The sequence below is a fragment of the Caulobacter sp. SLTY genome (genome assembly GCF_009905535.1).
Lineage (GTDB): Bacteria > Pseudomonadota > Alphaproteobacteria > Caulobacterales > Caulobacteraceae > Caulobacter.
Window position 1 is genome coordinate 24,209 of the sequence record NZ_JAAALA010000015.1, and the last position, 15,355, is coordinate 39,563.

Genomic DNA, 15,355 nt, shown 5'->3' on the forward strand with positions numbered 1-15,355 from the left:
CGCGTGAGTTCCCTGCCCCCCGCCCCGCTGTTCGGCGAGCCCCTGCCGGTCGCGCCGTCCCAGCCGGTGCTCGACTTCCTGGCTCGCCGCCGCTCGGCCTCGGCCCTGACCCTGACCGCGCCGGCCCCGAGCGAGGGACAGCTGGCCGACCTCATCCGCATCGCCGCCCGCGTGCCCGATCACGGCAAGCTGGCGCCCTGGCGGTTCGTCATCCTCGATGGCGAGGACAAGGCCGCCTTCGCCATCCGGCTGGAGGCCTTGGCCGCCGGCCGCCCGGATGCCGCCAAGCTTATCGCCAAGCTCGGCAAGCTGAAGGCCCCGCCGATGGCCGTGGCGGTGATCGCCAGCCCCAGAGCGGGCGAGATTCCCGAGTGGGAACAGCTGATGTCGGCCGGCGCGGTCTGCACCCTGCTGCTCCAGGCAGCCGGCGCCATGGGCTACGGCGCCAACTGGATCACCGACTGGTACGCTTATGACCCGGAAGCCACGGCCGTCCTCGGCCTGGCCGAAGGCGAGCGCGTCGCGGGCTTCGTCTTCATCGGCACGGCCTCGGAGCCGCCGGCCGAGCGGGTGCGCCCCGACGAGACCGCCCTCACCACGCGCTGGACACCGCCCCCCGCCTAGCTTCGCCTCGCCCGCCGGATGGCCACACGCCCCGGTTTAGGCTAGGCTGCGAACCAACTGTTTCTCTTCCAGGAATTGCTCCCCATGCGTCTCGCCGCCGCCGCGACCGTCCTCCTCGCCGCCGCCGCCCTGCCAGCCAGCGCCGGCGCTCCGCTGCCGACCTATGACCAGGTCGGGCTGAAGTGGAGAACCCCGCCGAACGTCATCGACATGGCCCGCCACTATCCTGTGCGCGCGAAGGCCAAGCAGGTCGGCCGCGGCATGGCCGACGTTTCCTGCACCGCCAAGACCGACGGCCGCCTCGACTGTCAAGTCGTGGATGAAACCGAAGGCAATCTCGGCTTCGGCGCCTCAGCCCTGGCTGTGATGAAGCGCGCCCGGGTCGAGGCCGTCGACGGCGCCGACCCGGCCGGCCGCACCTTCGGCTTTCGCCTGAAATTCGGCGCCTGGCCGGCCTCCGAGCTGCCGGCCAAGTTCCAGCCGGGCAACGGCCTGACCTGGTCGCGCTTCCCGACCATGACCAACTGGAACATGCAGGGCCAGGACAAGCACGAAACCTTCAGCGCCCGCTTCGACTGCGTCGCCCGCGCCAGCGGACGCCTGACCTGCACGACGGCCGAGGTCACGCCGGACGCCCCCAAGTTCGTCAAGGCGGCCGCCGACGCCATGGCCAAGGCGCGGGTGCAGCGTGCCGACGGCGCCTCCCCCGAAGGCGCCCGCTTCACCTGGACCGTGGCCGTGCAACGCCAGACCTCCTGCTCGCCGGGCCGCGAGGAGATCTTCCAGGACGACGATACGGCGGGCCCGCCCGGGCGCTGCTTCCCGGGGCAGGTTCAGGTCAGGTAGAGGCCTCGCCGACAGGGCTCGCGTAGCTATCGCTGCCGCCACCCGACTGGGAAATCGGGGTGGAAGGCCAGGTCGAGCTCCAGTCGCGTCTCGCCGCCGTCCAGCGCCACGCCGACGGTGAAGGCGCCATAGGACATGCCCACAAAGCTCGCCGAACCATTGTCCGCGGTAACGCGTACGACCGGCTCGTCGAAGGTCGGGTGGAGGTGAAACTCGACCCTTCCCCGGATGGGGCGCTCGTCCGTGGCCTTGACGACCAGTTCGAACCTGACCCAGTCGCCGGCTTGCTTGAGGGGGCGAGCGGTCAGCCGCCGGCCGTTGCGTTCGGCCTGCTCACCAAACTGCCGCTTGTTGGGATCGTTAGGGTCCACCGGGCCGGGCGCGGAGGCGGGAGGCTCGACCGTCGCCAGCTTCCGCACCGGCCGATCTTTCTCGGCCAGGGCGTCGAGCAACAGCATCAGATTGGCGTACCGATCCTCGCCGGGCGCGACCTTGAGGCTGTAGAAAACGGGCCGGACGCCGAACTTGTCGGTCATGCGGAGCGCGTAGGCCTCGCGTTCCTCGATCGTGCTGTAACCGAGAAGGGCGTAGTGGGCCGGCGGGCTGGACCTCAGCCGGGCGGTGACCTCCCGCATCAGGTTGGCGAAGTCCGGGTCGGTCATCGAGAAGCCGACGAACACCACCGGATGGGTCATGAAGATCGCCAGCAGCTTGCGGCGGGCGTCGTCGCTGGAGATTTAGCGCTCGACGTAGGACCGCTCGGTCAGGACGATGTCGGCCGGGTTGTCGAACCGACCGTGGAGATAGACCACCGCCTTGCGCGGCTGAGGTTCGCTCAGCGAAATCAGGAACTCCGACAGCGCCGCCTGGTCTGTCCAGTTGACCCGCCAGGCCGTCTGTCCAGCCAGCGCCAGCGCCTCCTCGATGCAGGGATCGTAATTGGTGGTCAGGAAATGCCGGAAGCGCATCTCCGCCAGGCTGATATGCGGCTCGGCCAGGGCGCCCCGCGACTGGAACAGGGTGGTGATCAGATCGTGGAAGGCCGCTTCCCGCATAGAGAGGCGGTGGACCTGAGCTGTCCATGGCGCGTCGTTCAGATCTGCGAGGATCGTCTTCCAGCGTCCGCCGCTGTCGCCAGCGCGCTTTTCCATCTCCTCGACCAGCTGTTTCCAGGTCACGTAGCCGGAGTTGACGCTGGCGCCGGCGCCGACGAGGGCGATCGGCGGGCGATCACTCTTCATCAGCCGCAGCAGGCCCTTGAAAGCGTCATCCTGCTCGAACGGCGCGAAGGGGGCGTCATGGGCCTGCGAGGGCGCCGTACTCATTCCATCGCTGCGTGGAGGACCCGCGCCGCCTCGATCCGGCCGACGTCGTTGTGGCCGGTGATGAAGTCGCACTGCAGGTTGGTGACGTGGCCCGGCTTGAGCGTTAGGGCCGAGACGCCGTCGTAGACGATATCGGTTCCCTCGGCCTTGGGCAGGCCGCGCGCGCCATTGGCGCCGAGGCCGCCGAACACGTCCTTGGCTCCGCCGAATTTGGCGCTGACCTTGACGATGGCGTTGGCCACGGTCTGGGACACCCGCGAGGCGCTCGGATAGGCCAGGCCCACCGCCTCGTCGTTCCAGGTGTGGCTGATAGCGATGGGCCCGTTGATCTTCTTGCCCGAGATCACCTTGCGATAGCCGCCGACGATGTTCTTGTAGAGCAGGCCGTAGCTGATCTTCTCGGCGAAGGAATTGTGCGAGAAGGCCCCCTGGAGCAGGGTCATGCTCTGGGGACTGCGGGTCATCTTCGCCGCCGCCGCGGTGACCAGGCGGGCTCCGAAGCTGTGGCCGACCAGGTGAATCCGCACCATGTCCAGGCCGGCGGCGGCGTCGAGCAGCGCGCCCAGGCTTTCACCCACCGCGCCCGCCCGCTTCTTCAGTTCGAAATAGGCGAACTGGTTGAGCATCTTGGCGACGCCGGCGCTGGCGCCGCTGAAGAAGCCCGCCGCCTGGCCGGGCGCCCCGCCGCCGCCCGCGGACGCCGCCGGCGAGGCGGGCGTCAGGGCTCGGGACAGGTTGGCGACGATCCGGCTGCCCGGCTCCGCCAGTTCCTTGTGGTCCAGCGCGGTCTGCTCATCGGCGTCGTTCAGGCCGACCGCCTGGCGAAGGACGTCGGCCAGTTCGTCGGCGTCCGGCTCGCTGGCAGTGGCGCGGACCACCAGCTTCTCGAATTCGGGATCCTTGATCCCCAGGAAGTCGGCAATCTGACGGGCCTGGGCTTTCAGCACCTCCCGGTGCAGTTCGCCGCCGGCCGAGGCCGCGGCGCCGCCGACCACCTGTTGCGTCTCGGCGCCCAGGTCATCGCGGAAACGGTCTGAGGGCCAGAAGACGCCCCAGACGGCCACGTTGCGCGCCTTGGCGTCCCAGCGACCGGCGTCGACCTGCACCAGGTTGCCGATCAGCGTCTGGTACAGGGCCTCGGAGGCGTCCGCGTCCATGTGCCAGCCGTGGGACACCACAATCAGATCGGTGATCCCGGCCGGAAGGGCCGGAGCTGGGGGGGACTTCACCTTGCCATCGTCAAGGGTGAAGTTCAGCCGTTTGTACGGCAGGCCGGCGATCTGGGTCATTCCTCGGGCTCCTCTAGCGGGATTGGATGGCGCGGAAAGCGTCGAGCATGCCGGCGCCTTGGAAGTCGCGCTTGCGCTTCAGGTCGGTGGCGCTGTCCATCAGGGCGGACTTCACCTCCATTGGGTCGCCGATGTAGCGCTCGTGGATCGACAGGAAGGCGGCGCAGGCGCCGGAGACATGCGGAGCAGCCATGCTGGTTCCACTTTCCTCCCGATAGTAGGCGACGCCCTTCACGGGCTCGAAGGTCCCCTCAAGGAAGTCGTCCTTGGCCGCCTGCTGCACCGTGCTCCAGGAAGCGCATGACAGGATCCGCTCGCCGGGGGCGACGATGTCCGGCTTGGGTCGCCCATCGGCGGTCGGCCCGCGGGAGGAGAAATAAGAGACGCCGTACTTGTCCGGGCTCTCCGGGTGGGTAGCCCCGACGGTGATGGCGTGTTCGGCATTGCCTGGATCGGCGATCGACTGATCGAGCCCGACCCGCTTCAGGGCCCCGGCCCCCTCCGGCTGAAGCATCACCGAGCCGTCGTTCCCTGCCGAGACCACCACCACGACGCCGTTCTTCACCAGGCGGTTGACGGCCGCGCAGACCGGCGAGTGGCCGGCGGCGTACCACTCCGCGTCGAAGCCGTAGCCGATGCTGATGTTGACCCCGTGGATGCGGATCCGCTCACCGTCCTCATTGAGCTGGTCGACATAGTCCAGGGCGGCCAGAATGGCGCTCTCGTGCCCCTTGCCCTCGTCGGACAGCACCTTGAGGCTGACCAGCTTGCAGCGAGGCGCGACGCCGGTCAGGCCATGCTCGAGGGCCTCGTGATGCAGCCGGACCTTGCCCCGGTCGTTGCGGCGACGGACCAACCGCGCCGCGCCCGGATCCCTGGGCTTGGGCTGGTTGTCGCCGCGGCCCGCCTGGGCGGCGTCGCAAGGCGTGGCGCCGGCGATGATCCCGGCCACATGAGTTCCGTGGCCATAGAGGTCGACCAGAGGATTGGAATCCTTGTCGAGGAAGCTCATGTGCTCAACGCGGTCGATCAGCCTGGCCTGGGCCTCGGTGGCCGCCGCCGGGGGCTGCAGGGACAGGTTGTCATAGATGGCGAAGTGCGGATGGGAGCCGTCGATGCCGCTGTCGATCACCGCCCAGGTGATCCCCGCCCCCTCCGCGCCGAAGGCCCGGACGCAGGCCTCGGCCTTCACCAGCCGGACGGACCGGTGAAGGTGGACGTCGAGCTCATTGTCCGGCCAGATCTTGTAGATCGCCCGGTTGGCGCCGGAGCCGTCGCCATCGAGCAGGCTGGTGATCTGCTTGAGGGTCAGCAGGGCGACCACATGCTGGCGGGTGGACTGGCTGAGCACCTCTCCACCGACCTCTTCGACCAGGGCGCGAATTGCCTTGAGCGCCATCGGCTTGCCGCCGAAGTAGTCGAAGTTCGGGTCGATGATCGTCCTGGCCATCGGCAGGGCCGCCGGCTCTTCCACCTCCTCGGGCTCGATGGCCGCGAGCAGCTTCGACACGTCGTCCCGTCTGGGGGCGGGCGGCACTTCCGCTTCAGGGGCATCGGTCTCGACACCGAAGCGGTTCAGGAGCTGCGGTGAGACCACATAGGGCGCGTACTGGCTGTCGAGATCGCGCTTTGCGGTCTTCGGTTTCTTGCTGTCGTTGTTCGCGTCGGTCATGTCGCACTCCGCGTGTGATTGAATAGGCGGTGTGGCCGAAATGCAATCTCACGTCCGGAGACCATATCGGGTCAGCGGCCAACGGCCGTGACGCAGGTCACAGTCGTTCTTTTCTACGACCCAGCGCCTGAGCCGTCAGCGTAAACGGCGCTCAGTCGCCCATAGGAGCGTGACCAGAAGGCCAGCAGGGTGACCACCGTCCCCACCACCCCGGCGACCGTGAACACCAGGGCGATGCCGCGGTTCTCGCCGCGGCCGAACCAGTCGCCGATGGCGTCGGCCCCTGCCCCGTCGGTCATGAAGGGGATAAAGACGAACTGGGCCAGGGGGCTGATCAGGAAGGCGGTCAGGGGCGAGGCGGCCTGTTCAACCGATTGGGCGAAGCCGAACACCCGGCCCTGACGCTCGAACGGCACGACCTTCTGCAATGTGGTCTGCTCTGCCGCCTCTGCCCATGGCCCCAGGAACATCCAGCTGTAGCAGCCGGCGACCAGCAGCCAGATCGATGGCTGTAGGGTGAAGAAGATGCAGACGACCCAGGCGATCAGATTGGCCAGCAACAGAGTCCGCAGAGGGTTTGACCCCAGCCCGGTCCGCGCGATGACCAGCCCGCTGATGATGAAGGCCGTGGCGATGAAGGCCCATAGCAGGCCCCAGGTCTGCACCTTCACCAGCGACAGGCCATAGGCGTCCATCAGCGCCATGAAGATGCCGCCCAGGAAGTTGTTGAAGGTGGCGAACAGGATCAGGGCGAACAGCCCCGGCACGCCGGCGATCACCGCGATGGTGCCGCGAATGTCCATCCGCCCAGGCTCTGCCCCTTCGCCCGGCGTGGCCCTCGGCTCATCGACCTGCACGAACAGCAGGTGGACGTACACGACCGCCGTCGCGGCTAGGGCGAACACCAGGGTCAGCAGCATGCCGCCCCAGGCCACGAGGAAGCCGCTGATCACCGAGGTGGTCAGAAACCCGACGCCGCTGACCATCCCCACCAGCCCGTTGGCCTTGTCGCGCCGATCCTCCGGAACCAGGATGGTCACCAGGGTCGGCAAGGCGATGCTGCGCACGTTGCCGGCGATCACCCCCATCATTACCAGCCCGATGAAAAGCCATAGCCAGACACCCGACAGCTGCTTCATCGCCCCCTCGGGCGCGACCAGCAGCACCGCCAGCGACAGGCCGTAGAGCACGAACGACGCCACGCTGGAGCCCAGCATCGCTACGGTCTTGCGGTTATGATCGACCAGGCTGCCGAACCAGAAGCCCAGGCCCGCCGTCAGCACCAGATAGACCCCTGCGATCATCCCGGTGGCGAACACCGACCGGGTCTCCAGGTAGACCCAGAAAGTGATCGCGAACCAAACCGTGAAGTTGGTCACGTTGGCCACAAGGTTGTTGGCCAGCAGGTGGTGGAACGGCTTCATCCGAAGGCCGGTCAGCCCCGGCCCCGGTACGGCGCCACCCCCTGGTCGGGCAGCCACAGCCCCTCCGGCGGTGGGCCGCTCTGCCAGAAGACGTCGATCGGGATGCCGCCACGCGGGTACCAGTAGCCGCCGATGCGCAGCCATTTCGGCTCGGCGGTATCAAAGATCCGCTTGCCGACCGCCACCGTGCAGTCCTCGTGGAAGGCGCCGTGGTTCCGGAAGGCGCCGAGGAACAGCTTCAGCGACTTGCTCTCGATCAGCCAATCGGCCGGGGCATAGTCGATGACCAGGTGGGCGAAGTCCGGCTGGCCGGTCACCGGGCAGAGGGAGGTGAACTCCGGGGCGACGAACCGGGCCAGGTACAGGGTCCCGGCCTGGGGGTTGGGCACGCGCTCAAGGATGGCGTCCTCGGGGCGCTGGGGCGCCTCGGTCTGGCGGCCGAGCTGAGTGAGATGGGTCTCTTCCATCGCCGCGATTTAGACCCGCGCCGAAGGGGGGACAAGGCCGCCGGGCCACGCTAAGACCGGCGCAACATTGAAAGGGAGAGGCCAGATGGCGGGCAAGGACTTCGGCGGTTTCGTAGTTGTGGTGACCGGCGGCTCGACAGGCCTGGGCCGGGCGATCGCGGTGGAGACCGCCCAGCGCGGCGCCAAGGCGGTGATCATCAACTACGCCAGCAGCAGGGACGAGGCCGCCGAGACCGTCCGGCTCGTCGAGGCCGAGGGCGCGCAAGGCGTCCTGGCCCAGGGCGATGTTTCCGATGATGCCGCCTGCCGCGCCATCGCCGCGGCGGCCGAGCCGTTCGGCAAGATCGACGCCCTGTTCAACAACGCCGGCATGACCAAGTTCGCCCCAAACCATGGGGATCTCGACGCCCTGACCAGCGACGACTTCCTGCGGCTCTACTCGGTCAATGTGGTCGGCGCCTTCCAGATGGTCCGCGCCGCCCGCTCGTTGCTCGAGGCCGCGCCGCAGCCAGGCGCGGTGGTCAACACCAGCTCCATCGCCGCGGTGACCGGCATCGGCTCCTCTGTCGCCTACGCCGCCTCAAAAGGGGCGATGACCACCATGACCCTGTCGCTCGCCAGGGGCCTGGCCCCCAAGATTCGGGTCAACGCCGTCTGTCCCGGCTTCATCGACACCCCCTGGTTCGGCAAGTCGATGGCCGACGACACGGTCAACCGAATGCGCGAGGGCGTCATCCGGTCCACGCCGCTGCAGGCCGCCTCGACCGCCGAGGACATCGCCGGCGCCGCCGTCTTCCTCGCGGCCCCGGCCTCGCGCCATGTCACCGGCGAAACCCTTCTGGTTGATGCCGGGACTCACCTGGGCTTCGCCTCCATGGCGATGCGCTGAAGCCACGCATACCGTCTTTATGCGGCGCCTTCCCTTCCGGCATGGCGTGGCCCGGTCGAGTCGTGGCACACGGCGGCTGCCTAAAAGATAGGCGACGGGCTCCGGCCGCGCTCAGATTCCCAACAGCCGGAGCCGGCTTTGCGGCCCCGACCTGACTGAGGTTAGCGAGCCGGGAACCCTTCGCCCATCCTGAGCGCGACCCTCGATCGAAGAGACGGCGGGCAACGCTCCAGGCGCGCAGGCGCCCTCGGGCGTCAATCAATAGGGGATAGCTATGAAATTCTGGAAACTGGCCCTGGCGGGCGCTGCCGCCTCCCTGGCCCTTGGTGGAGCCGCCTTCGCTCAGGAAGAAGAGAGCACGGCGTCGTTCAGCTTCAACGCCGGCATTGCGTCGGACTACATCTTCCGCGGCGTGAGCCAGACGGACGGCCCGCAGGTGTTCGGCGGCGTCGATTTCAGCAACGGCCCGATCTATGCCGGCGCCTGGGTGTCCAACGTCGACTTCGGCGATGACACCGATGCGGAAATCGACCTCTACGTCGGCGTGAAGCCTGAGCTGGGTCCGGTGACTCTCGACCTCGCCTACATCTACTACGGCTACGTCGGTGAGCCGGGCGGCGCGGACTATGCCTACAGCGAGTTCAAGGTTGCGGCCTCGATCCCGGCCGGCCCGGTGACCCTGGGCACCGCCTGGTACTACTCACCCGACTTCTTCGGCATTGAAGACGAGGCGCTGTACGGCGAAATCAACGCCAGCTACTCGTTCGCCGAGAAGTGGTCGGTCGGCGGCGCCGTCGGCATTCAGGACGCTGAGCTCGCCGGCGACTATACCACCTGGAACCTGGGCGTTGGCTGGGCTCCGCTGGACAAGCTGGCCCTGGACCTGCGGTACCATGACAGCGACCTGAAGTGCGGCGATCTCTGCGGCTCGAAGGTCGTCCTGACCCTGAAGACCACCCTGCCCTAGGGCCGGACCTTCCAAGGATCGATCGGGCCGTCGCGATCCGTCGCGGCGGCCTTTTCGCTGCCCGAACGGTCGGCTATCGAAGGGCATGGACAACTTCGCCGCCCTGCTGGCGCCCGTTACCTCCGAGACCTTCTTCGCCGACTACTACGGCAAGACGCCCCTCCACATCCCGGCCGCCGGCGGGACGCGCCAGGGCCTGCTCACCTGGGACCGGCTGAACGAGATCCTGTCGGTCTCCACCGCCTGGACCGAGCCGCGCCTGAAGCTGTTCATCGAGGGCCGCCGCATCGGCCCCGAGCACTATTGCGACACGGTCAACACCCTGGACGGCGAGATGCGGCGGGTGAACCCGCGCAAGGTGCGAACCTTCCTGTCGATGGGCGCCAGCCTTGTCGCCAATGCGGTCGAGACCCTGACGCCCGAGTTGCGCCGCACCGCCGGCGTCCTGGAACAGGCCCTGCTCGGCCTGACCAGCGCCAACATCTACTGCTCGTTCGGCGGTCGCCGGGCCTTCAACAGCCACTATGACAGCCACGAGGTCTTCGCCTTCCACACCGAGGGCGAGAAGGTCTGGCGGATCTATGAAGGCCGGGCCGACAACCCCATCGCCGGCCCGCCCGATCATCCCGAGGTGCAGCAGCAGCTGGACCGCCAGAAGGGCCGGTTGCTGCGCGAGGTGACCATGCGGCCGGGAGACCTGCTCTACATCCCGCGCGGCCAGTTCCACGACGCCCTGGCCAGCTCCCAGGCCTCGCTGCACGTCACCTTCTCTGTCGAGCCGCGCACCGCCCGCATCCTGTTCCGCCTGCTGGAGCAGGAGGCGATGAACGACAGCGCCTTCCGCGCCTGGCTACCTAACCCGGCCCAGGACGGCGGCGCGGCGCTCGCCCAGCGCCTCGCCGATCTCGCCGATCGGCTGAAAGCCATCGCCACCACCCGCGTCTTCCAGGGGGAGGTCGCCGACCTGCAGCGTTCGATCTTCGGGGAGCTGTCGGAATACGCCCTGCCCGCCGTCGGGCCGCTGGAGGCCTTCGAGGTCGCGCCACGACCGGCCGAGGTCGTCCGCCACGCCGACGGCTGGGTCCTGCGCACCCAGGCCGGCCTGATGCCGCTGGACGGCCTGCACAAGCCCGCCGCCTGGATTCTCGGCCGACCGGCCTTCACCCTGCAGGAACTGGCCGCCTGGTTCCCCCAGGCGGAAGAGACGGCGTTGCGAGGCCTGGTCGAACGGATGGGCCGGGCGGGCCTGGTCGCCCCGCGGCGTTGAAGCCTAGTTGTCCCGGCCGCTCGTGCGACGGCCCGGATCCATGGCCATGGCCGCTTCGTCGGCGCGACGCTGCCAGCCGGCGGTCGTGTCGCAGATCTTCCTCTGACGCCGGCTGCCGACCACCGCTTCCCGCTTGCAGCTGATCCGGTCGAGGTCGTTCACGCCGATCTTGCCGACCGGCATTCGAACACTGGTCTGGCCCACCGGCTTCCGGACATCGACCGGCGACACATTGGCCGGCTCGGCGGCCAAGGCGAGAAGCAGGGCGGGCAAAAGCAGGGACATGGCTTGGACTCGTCGATTACGAGCCGCCGGACAGACCACCACAGAAAGGCGAGGTCAAGGCAGCGCCTGCCCGCCGGCCTTGGTAGGGACGGTGGGACTCGAACCCACACTCCTTGCGGATGCGGATTTTAAGTCCGCTGCGTCTACCATTCCGCCACGTCCCCGAAGGATCGACCTGTTTAGAGCCGACGCCGGGGATGGCAAGGGTGGCGATCAGGGGTTCTTCGGCTGCTTAGGCTGACGCTCGACGCCCTGGCCATAGAGGGTGGTGTCCAGATTGCGCTGGGCAGAGTCCTCGATGCGGGTCCACTCCAGCGCCGTCAGGCAGACCTTGCGGTCGCGGCGGCTGCCGATCGTCGACTTGCGGCAGACGATGCGGTCGTGATCGAGCTTGCCCGGCGTGCCGATGGCGAAGTCGGTCCGGGCGACTGACCCAGCCTTGACCTTGGTCGCCGACATGTCGGTCGGGCCGGCCAGAAAGATGGCGAACAACGCAGTACCTACGAGAACCATGGCGTCCTCCCATTGCGAATGCCCGCGGAGGATACGCCAATCAATGGTTTGCGAAAAGCCGGCTCAGGCCGGCCTCATCAGGGTTGCGGGTTTTCGCTGAAGTCATTGGGCGTGCCGGCGGTGCGGCGGCCCGGATCAGTCAGCTGATCGGCCTGGTCCTTAAGGCGCTCGCGATCGGCCACGGTCATGCAGACCTTCTGCGGCCGGTTGGAGCCGACCACATGCTCGCGCTTGCAGACGATCCGGTCGGGATCGTCCAGGCCGCTCTTCTTGGCCGGCTTGATCGGCTTGGGCGCGGCCGGCTTGGCGACCTGAACCGGGCTGACGCCGGTCGGTTGGGCCACGGCCGAACCGGCCAGCACGACGGCGAACAATGCGGTACCCACAAGAGTCATGGCGCCCCCCTTCAGCAAATGCCGAGGGAGGATACGCCAATCAGCGGTTCGCGGAAACCCGCGTCAGAGGGCTGGGCCGTTCTTGAAGTCTTCGGCCGTGCCGGCGGAGCGGCGGCCCGGATCGGTCAACTGATCAGTCTGGTCCTTCAACCGTTCACGGTCAGCGACGGTCATGCAGACCTTCTGGGGACGGTTGGAGCCGACCACATGCTCGCGCTTGCAGACGATGCGGTTAGGATCGTCGATCTTCTTCTTCGGGGTGGCCGCCGGCGCGGGAGCTGGCGCGCCGGCGCCCGATTGCGCCAGGACGGGCGTGGCGAGGGCCACGGCGGCGAAGGCGATGACAGCAATGCGCATAAACAGAACTCTCGGATGACGTGTGAACTCAGGTTCCGAGGAGAGCGTCAGCGGCCGTCGCTGTCAAGAAAAGTAATGTTTCCCACGCCTTCCGCGACAAGGGCTTGCTCAAGATCGCGGCGCGCCGCCTCGACCAGGGCCAGGTCCCGCCCCCGGATGACCAGTTGGCTGCCGTAGCCGGCGGGCGAGAAGAAGGGATAGCTGCCCATCGAAAGGTCGGGATAGGCGCGGGCCACCCGTTCCAGCGGCGCGGCCATCACCCCCTCCCCCGAGCCTTCGACCCGCAGTGTCTGGGAGATGACGACCGCCCCGACCCGCAGCCGGTGACCCACATCCTCGAGCATGCCGCGCATGATGCTGGGCACCCCGGCAAGGACGAAGACGTTGCCGATCTGGAAGCCCGGCGGCCCCTGCACCGGGTTCTTCACCAGGGTCCCGCCCTCGGGCACCCGCGCCATGCGGCGACGGGCGGCGTTGAGTTCATCGCCCCAGCGGGCGGACATCATGGCGATAATCTCGGGATGCTCGTGCAGGGGCACGCCCAACGCCTTGGCCACGCAGTCAGCGGTGATGTCGTCGTGGGTCGGGCCGATGCCGCCGGTGGTGATCAGGTAGTCGTAACGGCCGCGCAGGTGATTCACCGCCGTGACGATCTCCTCCTCGATGTCGCCGACGACCCGCGCCTCGGCCAGATCGACGCCGTACTGGGCGATGTAGCGGGCGATACTGTTGAGATTGGTGTCCTGGGTGCGACCCGACAGGATCTCGTCGCCGATGATCAGCACGGCGGCCGTCACCCGTTCCTGGCTCGCCATTGCCCCGCTCCTCGCCTACATCCGCTGCTGCATCCGACTTAGAGCGCTCATGGACCTGCCTCAACCCCTGCTGAGGGGCCGCCTCGTCAGCCGCTACAAGCGCTTCTTCGCCGACGTCATCCTGGATGACGGCCGGGTGGTGACCGCCCACTGCCCCAACCCCGGCGCCATGCTGGGGCTGAAGGAGCCGGGGATGGGGGTTTGGCTATCGGTCTCGAACGATCCCAAGCGCAAGTTGGCCCACACCCTGCAACTGGTGGAGACGGGCGACGGGTTGGCCGGGGTCAACACCATGCTGCCCAACAGGCTGGTCGCCGAGGCGCTGGCGGGCGGGCGGATTCCGGAGCTGGCCGGCTATGCCAGCGTACGGCCGGAGGTGAAGTACGGTGAGGCCAGCAGGATCGACTTTCTGCTCACCCACCCGGACCGGCCGTCCTGCTGGCTGGAGGTCAAGAACGTCCACCTGCGCCGCGAGGGGGCGCTGGCCGAGTTTCCCGACTGTGTGGCCGCAAGGTCGGCTAAGCACCTGCGGGAGTTGGAGGCCATGGTCGGCGTCGGGGACCGGGCGGTGGTGCTGTTCGTGATTCAGCGGACCGACTGTGACGCCTTCGCCGCCTGCCATGATCTCGACCCAGTATTCGCGGCGGCGCTGGACCATGCGGCGGACGCAGGCGTCGAGGTGCTGATCTATGCCTGCGCGATGGGGACAGACCGAATAGAGATCGAACGACCGATCCCCTGGCGGCGCTAATCCGCCGCCGCGAAGTGGGCCATCTGGTCGGCGTGGGCCTTCTTGAATGCCGGTCGGGCCGTGGCGCGGGCGACGTAGGCCTTGGCGGCCGGGTAGGCGGCCAAGCCGTCCAGGCGGTCGACGATACGCAGCACGTCGGCCATCAGGATGTCCGCGACCGAAAAGCTACCCGCCAGCCACTCGCGGGCCGCCAGCACCGGCTCCAAGCGTTGCAGGCGGATGGTGGCGAAGCTGTCGATGAACGCCCAGGCCGGGTTGGTTTCGTCGTGCCCCATCATCTTCAGCAGGGTCCAGTGCTGGGTCGCCGCCTCGACCGAATTGAGGGCGGCGAACAGCCATTCCTTGACCTCGGCGCGGGCCTTGCGGTCGACGGGCATCAGGACCTCGCTCTTCTCGCCCAGGTGCAGCAGCATCGCGCCGCTTTCGAAGATCGACAGGTCGCCATCGACCAGCCAGGGGATCTGGCCGAACGGCTGGTGGGACAGGTGCTCCGCGCCGCGATCCCTGAACGGCGTGCTCTCCACCCGATAGGCCAGGCCCGCCTCCTCCAGCGCCCAGCGGGCGCGGATGTCGCGGACATGGCCGCGAGGCATTTCCGGCACCCAGTCGTAGGTGACAAGGACGATGTCGCTCATGGGGCGTCTCCGAGGAAGGTGGCGAGTTGGCCCAGCCAGCCGAGCCAGCCGTGCTGATGGCTGTCGCGAAGGGGCGCGGTGGGGAGGTGCTCGTGGGTCAGGGTCAGTTCCGTGCCGCCCTCGATCGGCTCGAGCAGGAAGGTCACGAGGGTCTCGGTATCGGGCCAGTCGTCCAGGTCCCAGGTGAAGGTCAGCTTCCGCTCCGGGATCACCTCGCGATAGACGCCCGTCGGGTTGGCCTGATGGCCGTCCAGCAGGCAGAAGACGATGCTGTAGCGACCGCCAGGCCGCAAGTCGGCCTCCGCGCTGAGCGTCGGGCCGGCGTCAGGACCCCACCATTGCAGCATCTGGTCAGGCTGGGTGATCGCCGCCCAGATGCGGGCGGGCGAGGCCTTGATACGGCGGACCAGGGTCACGCTGGGCGGACTCACGCGTCCGGGTCCTGTTCGACGAGGGCGGCCAGCCGATCGAGGCTGGCGGTCCAGAATCGTTCGTAGCGCTCGAGCCAGGCCATGGCCTCCTGCATCGGCCCAGCGGTGAGCTGGACCGAGACGGTGCGGCCGGTCTTGGTGCGGGTGATAAGGCCGGCGTCGGACAGCACGTCCAGATGCTTCATCAGGCCGGGCAGCTTCAGGGCCGTCGGCCGGGCCAGTTCGCTGACCGACAGGCCGGGCTCGTCCATCAGCCGCGAGAGGACATAGCGCCGCGTCGGATCGGCCAGGGCCGAGAAGGTGCGATCCATGGCGTTGGATTGATAGTTCACCATATGGCGAACTATTTAGCACGGCCGCGACTCTGTCAACCGGGGGCCGCCTGTGTTATCGCCAGCCTCGG

The 15,355-nt window shown here is 68.0% G+C and carries 19 protein-coding genes, 1 tRNA gene and 1 pseudogene; 6 read left to right on the forward strand and 15 right to left on the reverse strand.

Features of this window, described 5'->3' with window-relative positions; translation table 11 throughout:
• Positions 1–3 precede the first annotated feature (3 nt).
• Together GVN21_RS10340 and GVN21_RS10345 are read left to right on the forward strand one after the other, a co-directional pair.
• Complete coding sequence (locus GVN21_RS10340; RefSeq protein ID WP_346764244.1) at positions 4–624, forward strand: nitroreductase; 621 nt, start codon at positions 4–6, stop codon at positions 622–624.
• Between the two features lie 84 nt (positions 625–708).
• On the forward strand, positions 709–1,470 hold the full coding sequence (locus GVN21_RS10345; protein WP_166574661.1) for a hypothetical protein: 762 nt from the start codon (positions 709–711) through the stop codon (positions 1,468–1,470).
• A gap of 26 nt (positions 1,471–1,496) precedes the next feature.
• Here GVN21_RS10345 and GVN21_RS21360 read toward each other — a convergent pair whose 3' ends face one another.
• The 6 genes and pseudogenes from GVN21_RS21360 to queF form a co-directional block, all read right to left on the reverse strand.
• A complete protein-coding gene (locus tag GVN21_RS21360) occupies positions 1,497–2,006 on the reverse strand; it encodes a pYEATS domain-containing protein (RefSeq protein WP_346764246.1) in 510 nt (169 codons plus the stop codon).
• A 24-nt stretch (positions 2,007–2,030) separates the two neighbouring features.
• Positions 2,031–2,795: pseudogene (locus tag GVN21_RS21365) on the reverse strand (SIR2 family protein); the annotation flags it as partial.
• Positions 2,792–4,084 (reverse strand): hypothetical protein, encoded by a 1,293-nt coding sequence (locus GVN21_RS10360; protein WP_166574664.1) that lies wholly within the window; start codon positions 4,082–4,084, stop codon positions 2,792–2,794. The pseudogene GVN21_RS21365 and the gene GVN21_RS10360, both read right to left, overlap by 4 nt.
• A 13-nt stretch (positions 4,085–4,097) precedes the next feature.
• Complete coding sequence (locus tag GVN21_RS10365) at positions 4,098–5,756, reverse strand: S8 family peptidase (protein WP_166574665.1); 1,659 nt, start codon at positions 5,754–5,756, stop codon at positions 4,098–4,100.
• Positions 5,757–5,869: 113 nt separating this feature from the next.
• A complete protein-coding gene (locus GVN21_RS10370; RefSeq protein WP_166574741.1) occupies positions 5,870–7,180 on the reverse strand; it encodes an MFS transporter in 1,311 nt (436 codons plus the stop codon).
• An 11-nt stretch (positions 7,181–7,191) separates the two neighbouring features.
• Entirely contained in the window at positions 7,192–7,647 is a 456-nt protein-coding gene (gene queF / locus GVN21_RS10375) for a preQ(1) synthase (RefSeq protein ID WP_166574666.1), read from the reverse strand.
• Between the two features lie 67 nt (positions 7,648–7,714).
• On the opposite strand from queF, the gene GVN21_RS10380 reads away from it, so the two are divergent.
• The 3 genes from GVN21_RS10380 (at position 7,715) to GVN21_RS10390 (ending at position 10,770) form a co-directional block, all read left to right on the forward strand.
• Positions 7,715–8,536 carry an SDR family oxidoreductase gene (locus tag GVN21_RS10380; protein WP_166574667.1) on the forward strand — a complete coding sequence of 274 codons (822 nt, stop codon included), beginning with the start codon at positions 7,715–7,717 and terminating at the stop codon, positions 8,534–8,536.
• A 274-nt stretch (positions 8,537–8,810) separates the two neighbouring features.
• Positions 8,811–9,503 carry a TorF family putative porin gene (locus GVN21_RS10385; RefSeq protein WP_166574668.1) on the forward strand — a complete coding sequence of 231 codons (693 nt, stop codon included), beginning with the start codon at positions 8,811–8,813 and terminating at the stop codon, positions 9,501–9,503.
• 85 nt (positions 9,504–9,588) lie between these two features.
• Complete coding sequence (locus GVN21_RS10390; RefSeq protein WP_166574669.1) at positions 9,589–10,770, forward strand: cupin domain-containing protein; 1,182 nt, start codon at positions 9,589–9,591, stop codon at positions 10,768–10,770.
• A gap of 3 nt (positions 10,771–10,773) precedes the next feature.
• Here GVN21_RS10390 and GVN21_RS10395 read toward each other — a convergent pair whose 3' ends face one another.
• The 6 genes from GVN21_RS10395 to GVN21_RS10420 form a co-directional block, all read right to left on the reverse strand.
• Positions 10,774–11,055, reverse strand: coding sequence for a hypothetical protein (locus GVN21_RS10395; protein WP_166574670.1), 282 nt, complete (start codon positions 11,053–11,055; stop codon positions 10,774–10,776).
• An 80-nt stretch (positions 11,056–11,135) separates the two neighbouring features.
• Positions 11,136–11,219, reverse strand: a tRNA-Leu gene (locus GVN21_RS10400).
• Between the two features lie 49 nt (positions 11,220–11,268).
• A complete protein-coding gene (locus GVN21_RS10405; RefSeq protein ID WP_166574671.1) occupies positions 11,269–11,568 on the reverse strand; it encodes a hypothetical protein in 300 nt (99 codons plus the stop codon).
• A 77-nt stretch (positions 11,569–11,645) separates the two neighbouring features.
• Positions 11,646–11,963 carry a hypothetical protein gene (locus tag GVN21_RS10410; RefSeq protein ID WP_166574672.1) on the reverse strand — a complete coding sequence of 106 codons (318 nt, stop codon included), beginning with the start codon at positions 11,961–11,963 and terminating at the stop codon, positions 11,646–11,648.
• A gap of 63 nt (positions 11,964–12,026) precedes the next feature.
• Entirely contained in the window at positions 12,027–12,320 is a 294-nt protein-coding gene (locus tag GVN21_RS10415) for a hypothetical protein (protein WP_166574673.1), read from the reverse strand.
• A 47-nt stretch (positions 12,321–12,367) separates the two neighbouring features.
• Complete coding sequence (locus GVN21_RS10420) at positions 12,368–13,135, reverse strand: competence/damage-inducible protein A (protein WP_166574674.1); 768 nt, start codon at positions 13,133–13,135, stop codon at positions 12,368–12,370.
• A 49-nt stretch (positions 13,136–13,184) separates the two neighbouring features.
• Between GVN21_RS10420 and sfsA the strand changes: the two genes are divergently transcribed.
• Complete coding sequence (gene sfsA, locus GVN21_RS10425; RefSeq protein WP_166574675.1) at positions 13,185–13,886, forward strand: DNA/RNA nuclease SfsA; 702 nt, start codon at positions 13,185–13,187, stop codon at positions 13,884–13,886.
• Here the strand turns inward: sfsA and GVN21_RS10430 are convergent.
• The 3 genes from GVN21_RS10430 to GVN21_RS10440 are packed head-to-tail and all read right to left on the reverse strand — an operon-like array spanning position 13,883 to position 15,287.
• Positions 13,883–14,521, reverse strand: coding sequence for a glutathione S-transferase family protein (locus GVN21_RS10430; protein WP_166574676.1), 639 nt, complete (start codon positions 14,519–14,521; stop codon positions 13,883–13,885). The genes sfsA and GVN21_RS10430 overlap by 4 nt on opposite strands.
• Positions 14,518–14,952 carry an SRPBCC domain-containing protein gene (locus tag GVN21_RS10435; protein WP_166574677.1) on the reverse strand — a complete coding sequence of 145 codons (435 nt, stop codon included), beginning with the start codon at positions 14,950–14,952 and terminating at the stop codon, positions 14,518–14,520. Before GVN21_RS10435 ends, GVN21_RS10430 begins: the two co-directional genes overlap by 4 nt.
• Positions 14,949–15,287: a helix-turn-helix transcriptional regulator gene (locus tag GVN21_RS10440; RefSeq protein WP_166574678.1), complete on the reverse strand. Its 339-nt coding sequence runs from the start codon at positions 15,285–15,287 to the stop codon at positions 14,949–14,951. Before GVN21_RS10440 ends, GVN21_RS10435 begins: the two co-directional genes overlap by 4 nt.
• Positions 15,288–15,355: the final 68 nt, after the last annotated feature.

What these genes read in the sequence shown, in the direction of transcription:
- GVN21_RS10345 (WP_166574661.1), top strand. Translation starts at nt 709, where the DNA reads ATGCGTCTCGCCGCCGCCGCGACCGTCCTCCTCGCCGCCGCCGCCCTG.
- GVN21_RS21360 (WP_346764246.1), bottom strand. Translation starts at nt 2,006, where the DNA reads ATGACCGACAAGTTCGGCGTCCGGCCCGTTTTCTACAGCCTCAAGGTC.
- GVN21_RS10360 (WP_166574664.1), bottom strand. Translation starts at nt 4,084, where the DNA reads ATGACCCAGATCGCCGGCCTGCCGTACAAACGGCTGAACTTCACCCTT.
- GVN21_RS10365 (WP_166574665.1), bottom strand. Translation starts at nt 5,756, where the DNA reads ATGACCGACGCGAACAACGACAGCAAGAAACCGAAGACCGCAAAGCGC.
- GVN21_RS10370 (WP_166574741.1), bottom strand. Translation starts at nt 7,180, where the DNA reads ATGAAGCCGTTCCACCACCTGCTGGCCAACAACCTTGTGGCCAACGTG.
- queF (WP_166574666.1), bottom strand. Translation starts at nt 7,647, where the DNA reads ATGGAAGAGACCCATCTCACTCAGCTCGGCCGCCAGACCGAGGCGCCC.
- GVN21_RS10385 (WP_166574668.1), top strand. Translation starts at nt 8,811, where the DNA reads ATGAAATTCTGGAAACTGGCCCTGGCGGGCGCTGCCGCCTCCCTGGCC.
- GVN21_RS10390 (WP_166574669.1), top strand. Translation starts at nt 9,589, where the DNA reads ATGGACAACTTCGCCGCCCTGCTGGCGCCCGTTACCTCCGAGACCTTC.
- GVN21_RS10395 (WP_166574670.1), bottom strand. Translation starts at nt 11,055, where the DNA reads ATGTCCCTGCTTTTGCCCGCCCTGCTTCTCGCCTTGGCCGCCGAGCCG.
- GVN21_RS10405 (WP_166574671.1), bottom strand. Translation starts at nt 11,568, where the DNA reads ATGGTTCTCGTAGGTACTGCGTTGTTCGCCATCTTTCTGGCCGGCCCG.
- GVN21_RS10410 (WP_166574672.1), bottom strand. Translation starts at nt 11,963, where the DNA reads ATGACTCTTGTGGGTACCGCATTGTTCGCCGTCGTGCTGGCCGGTTCG.
- GVN21_RS10415 (WP_166574673.1), bottom strand. Translation starts at nt 12,320, where the DNA reads ATGCGCATTGCTGTCATCGCCTTCGCCGCCGTGGCCCTCGCCACGCCC.
- GVN21_RS10420 (WP_166574674.1), bottom strand. Translation starts at nt 13,135, where the DNA reads ATGGCGAGCCAGGAACGGGTGACGGCCGCCGTGCTGATCATCGGCGAC.
- sfsA (WP_166574675.1), top strand. Translation starts at nt 13,185, where the DNA reads ATGGACCTGCCTCAACCCCTGCTGAGGGGCCGCCTCGTCAGCCGCTAC.
- GVN21_RS10430 (WP_166574676.1), bottom strand. Translation starts at nt 14,521, where the DNA reads ATGAGCGACATCGTCCTTGTCACCTACGACTGGGTGCCGGAAATGCCT.
- GVN21_RS10440 (WP_166574678.1), bottom strand. Translation starts at nt 15,287, where the DNA reads ATGGTGAACTATCAATCCAACGCCATGGATCGCACCTTCTCGGCCCTG.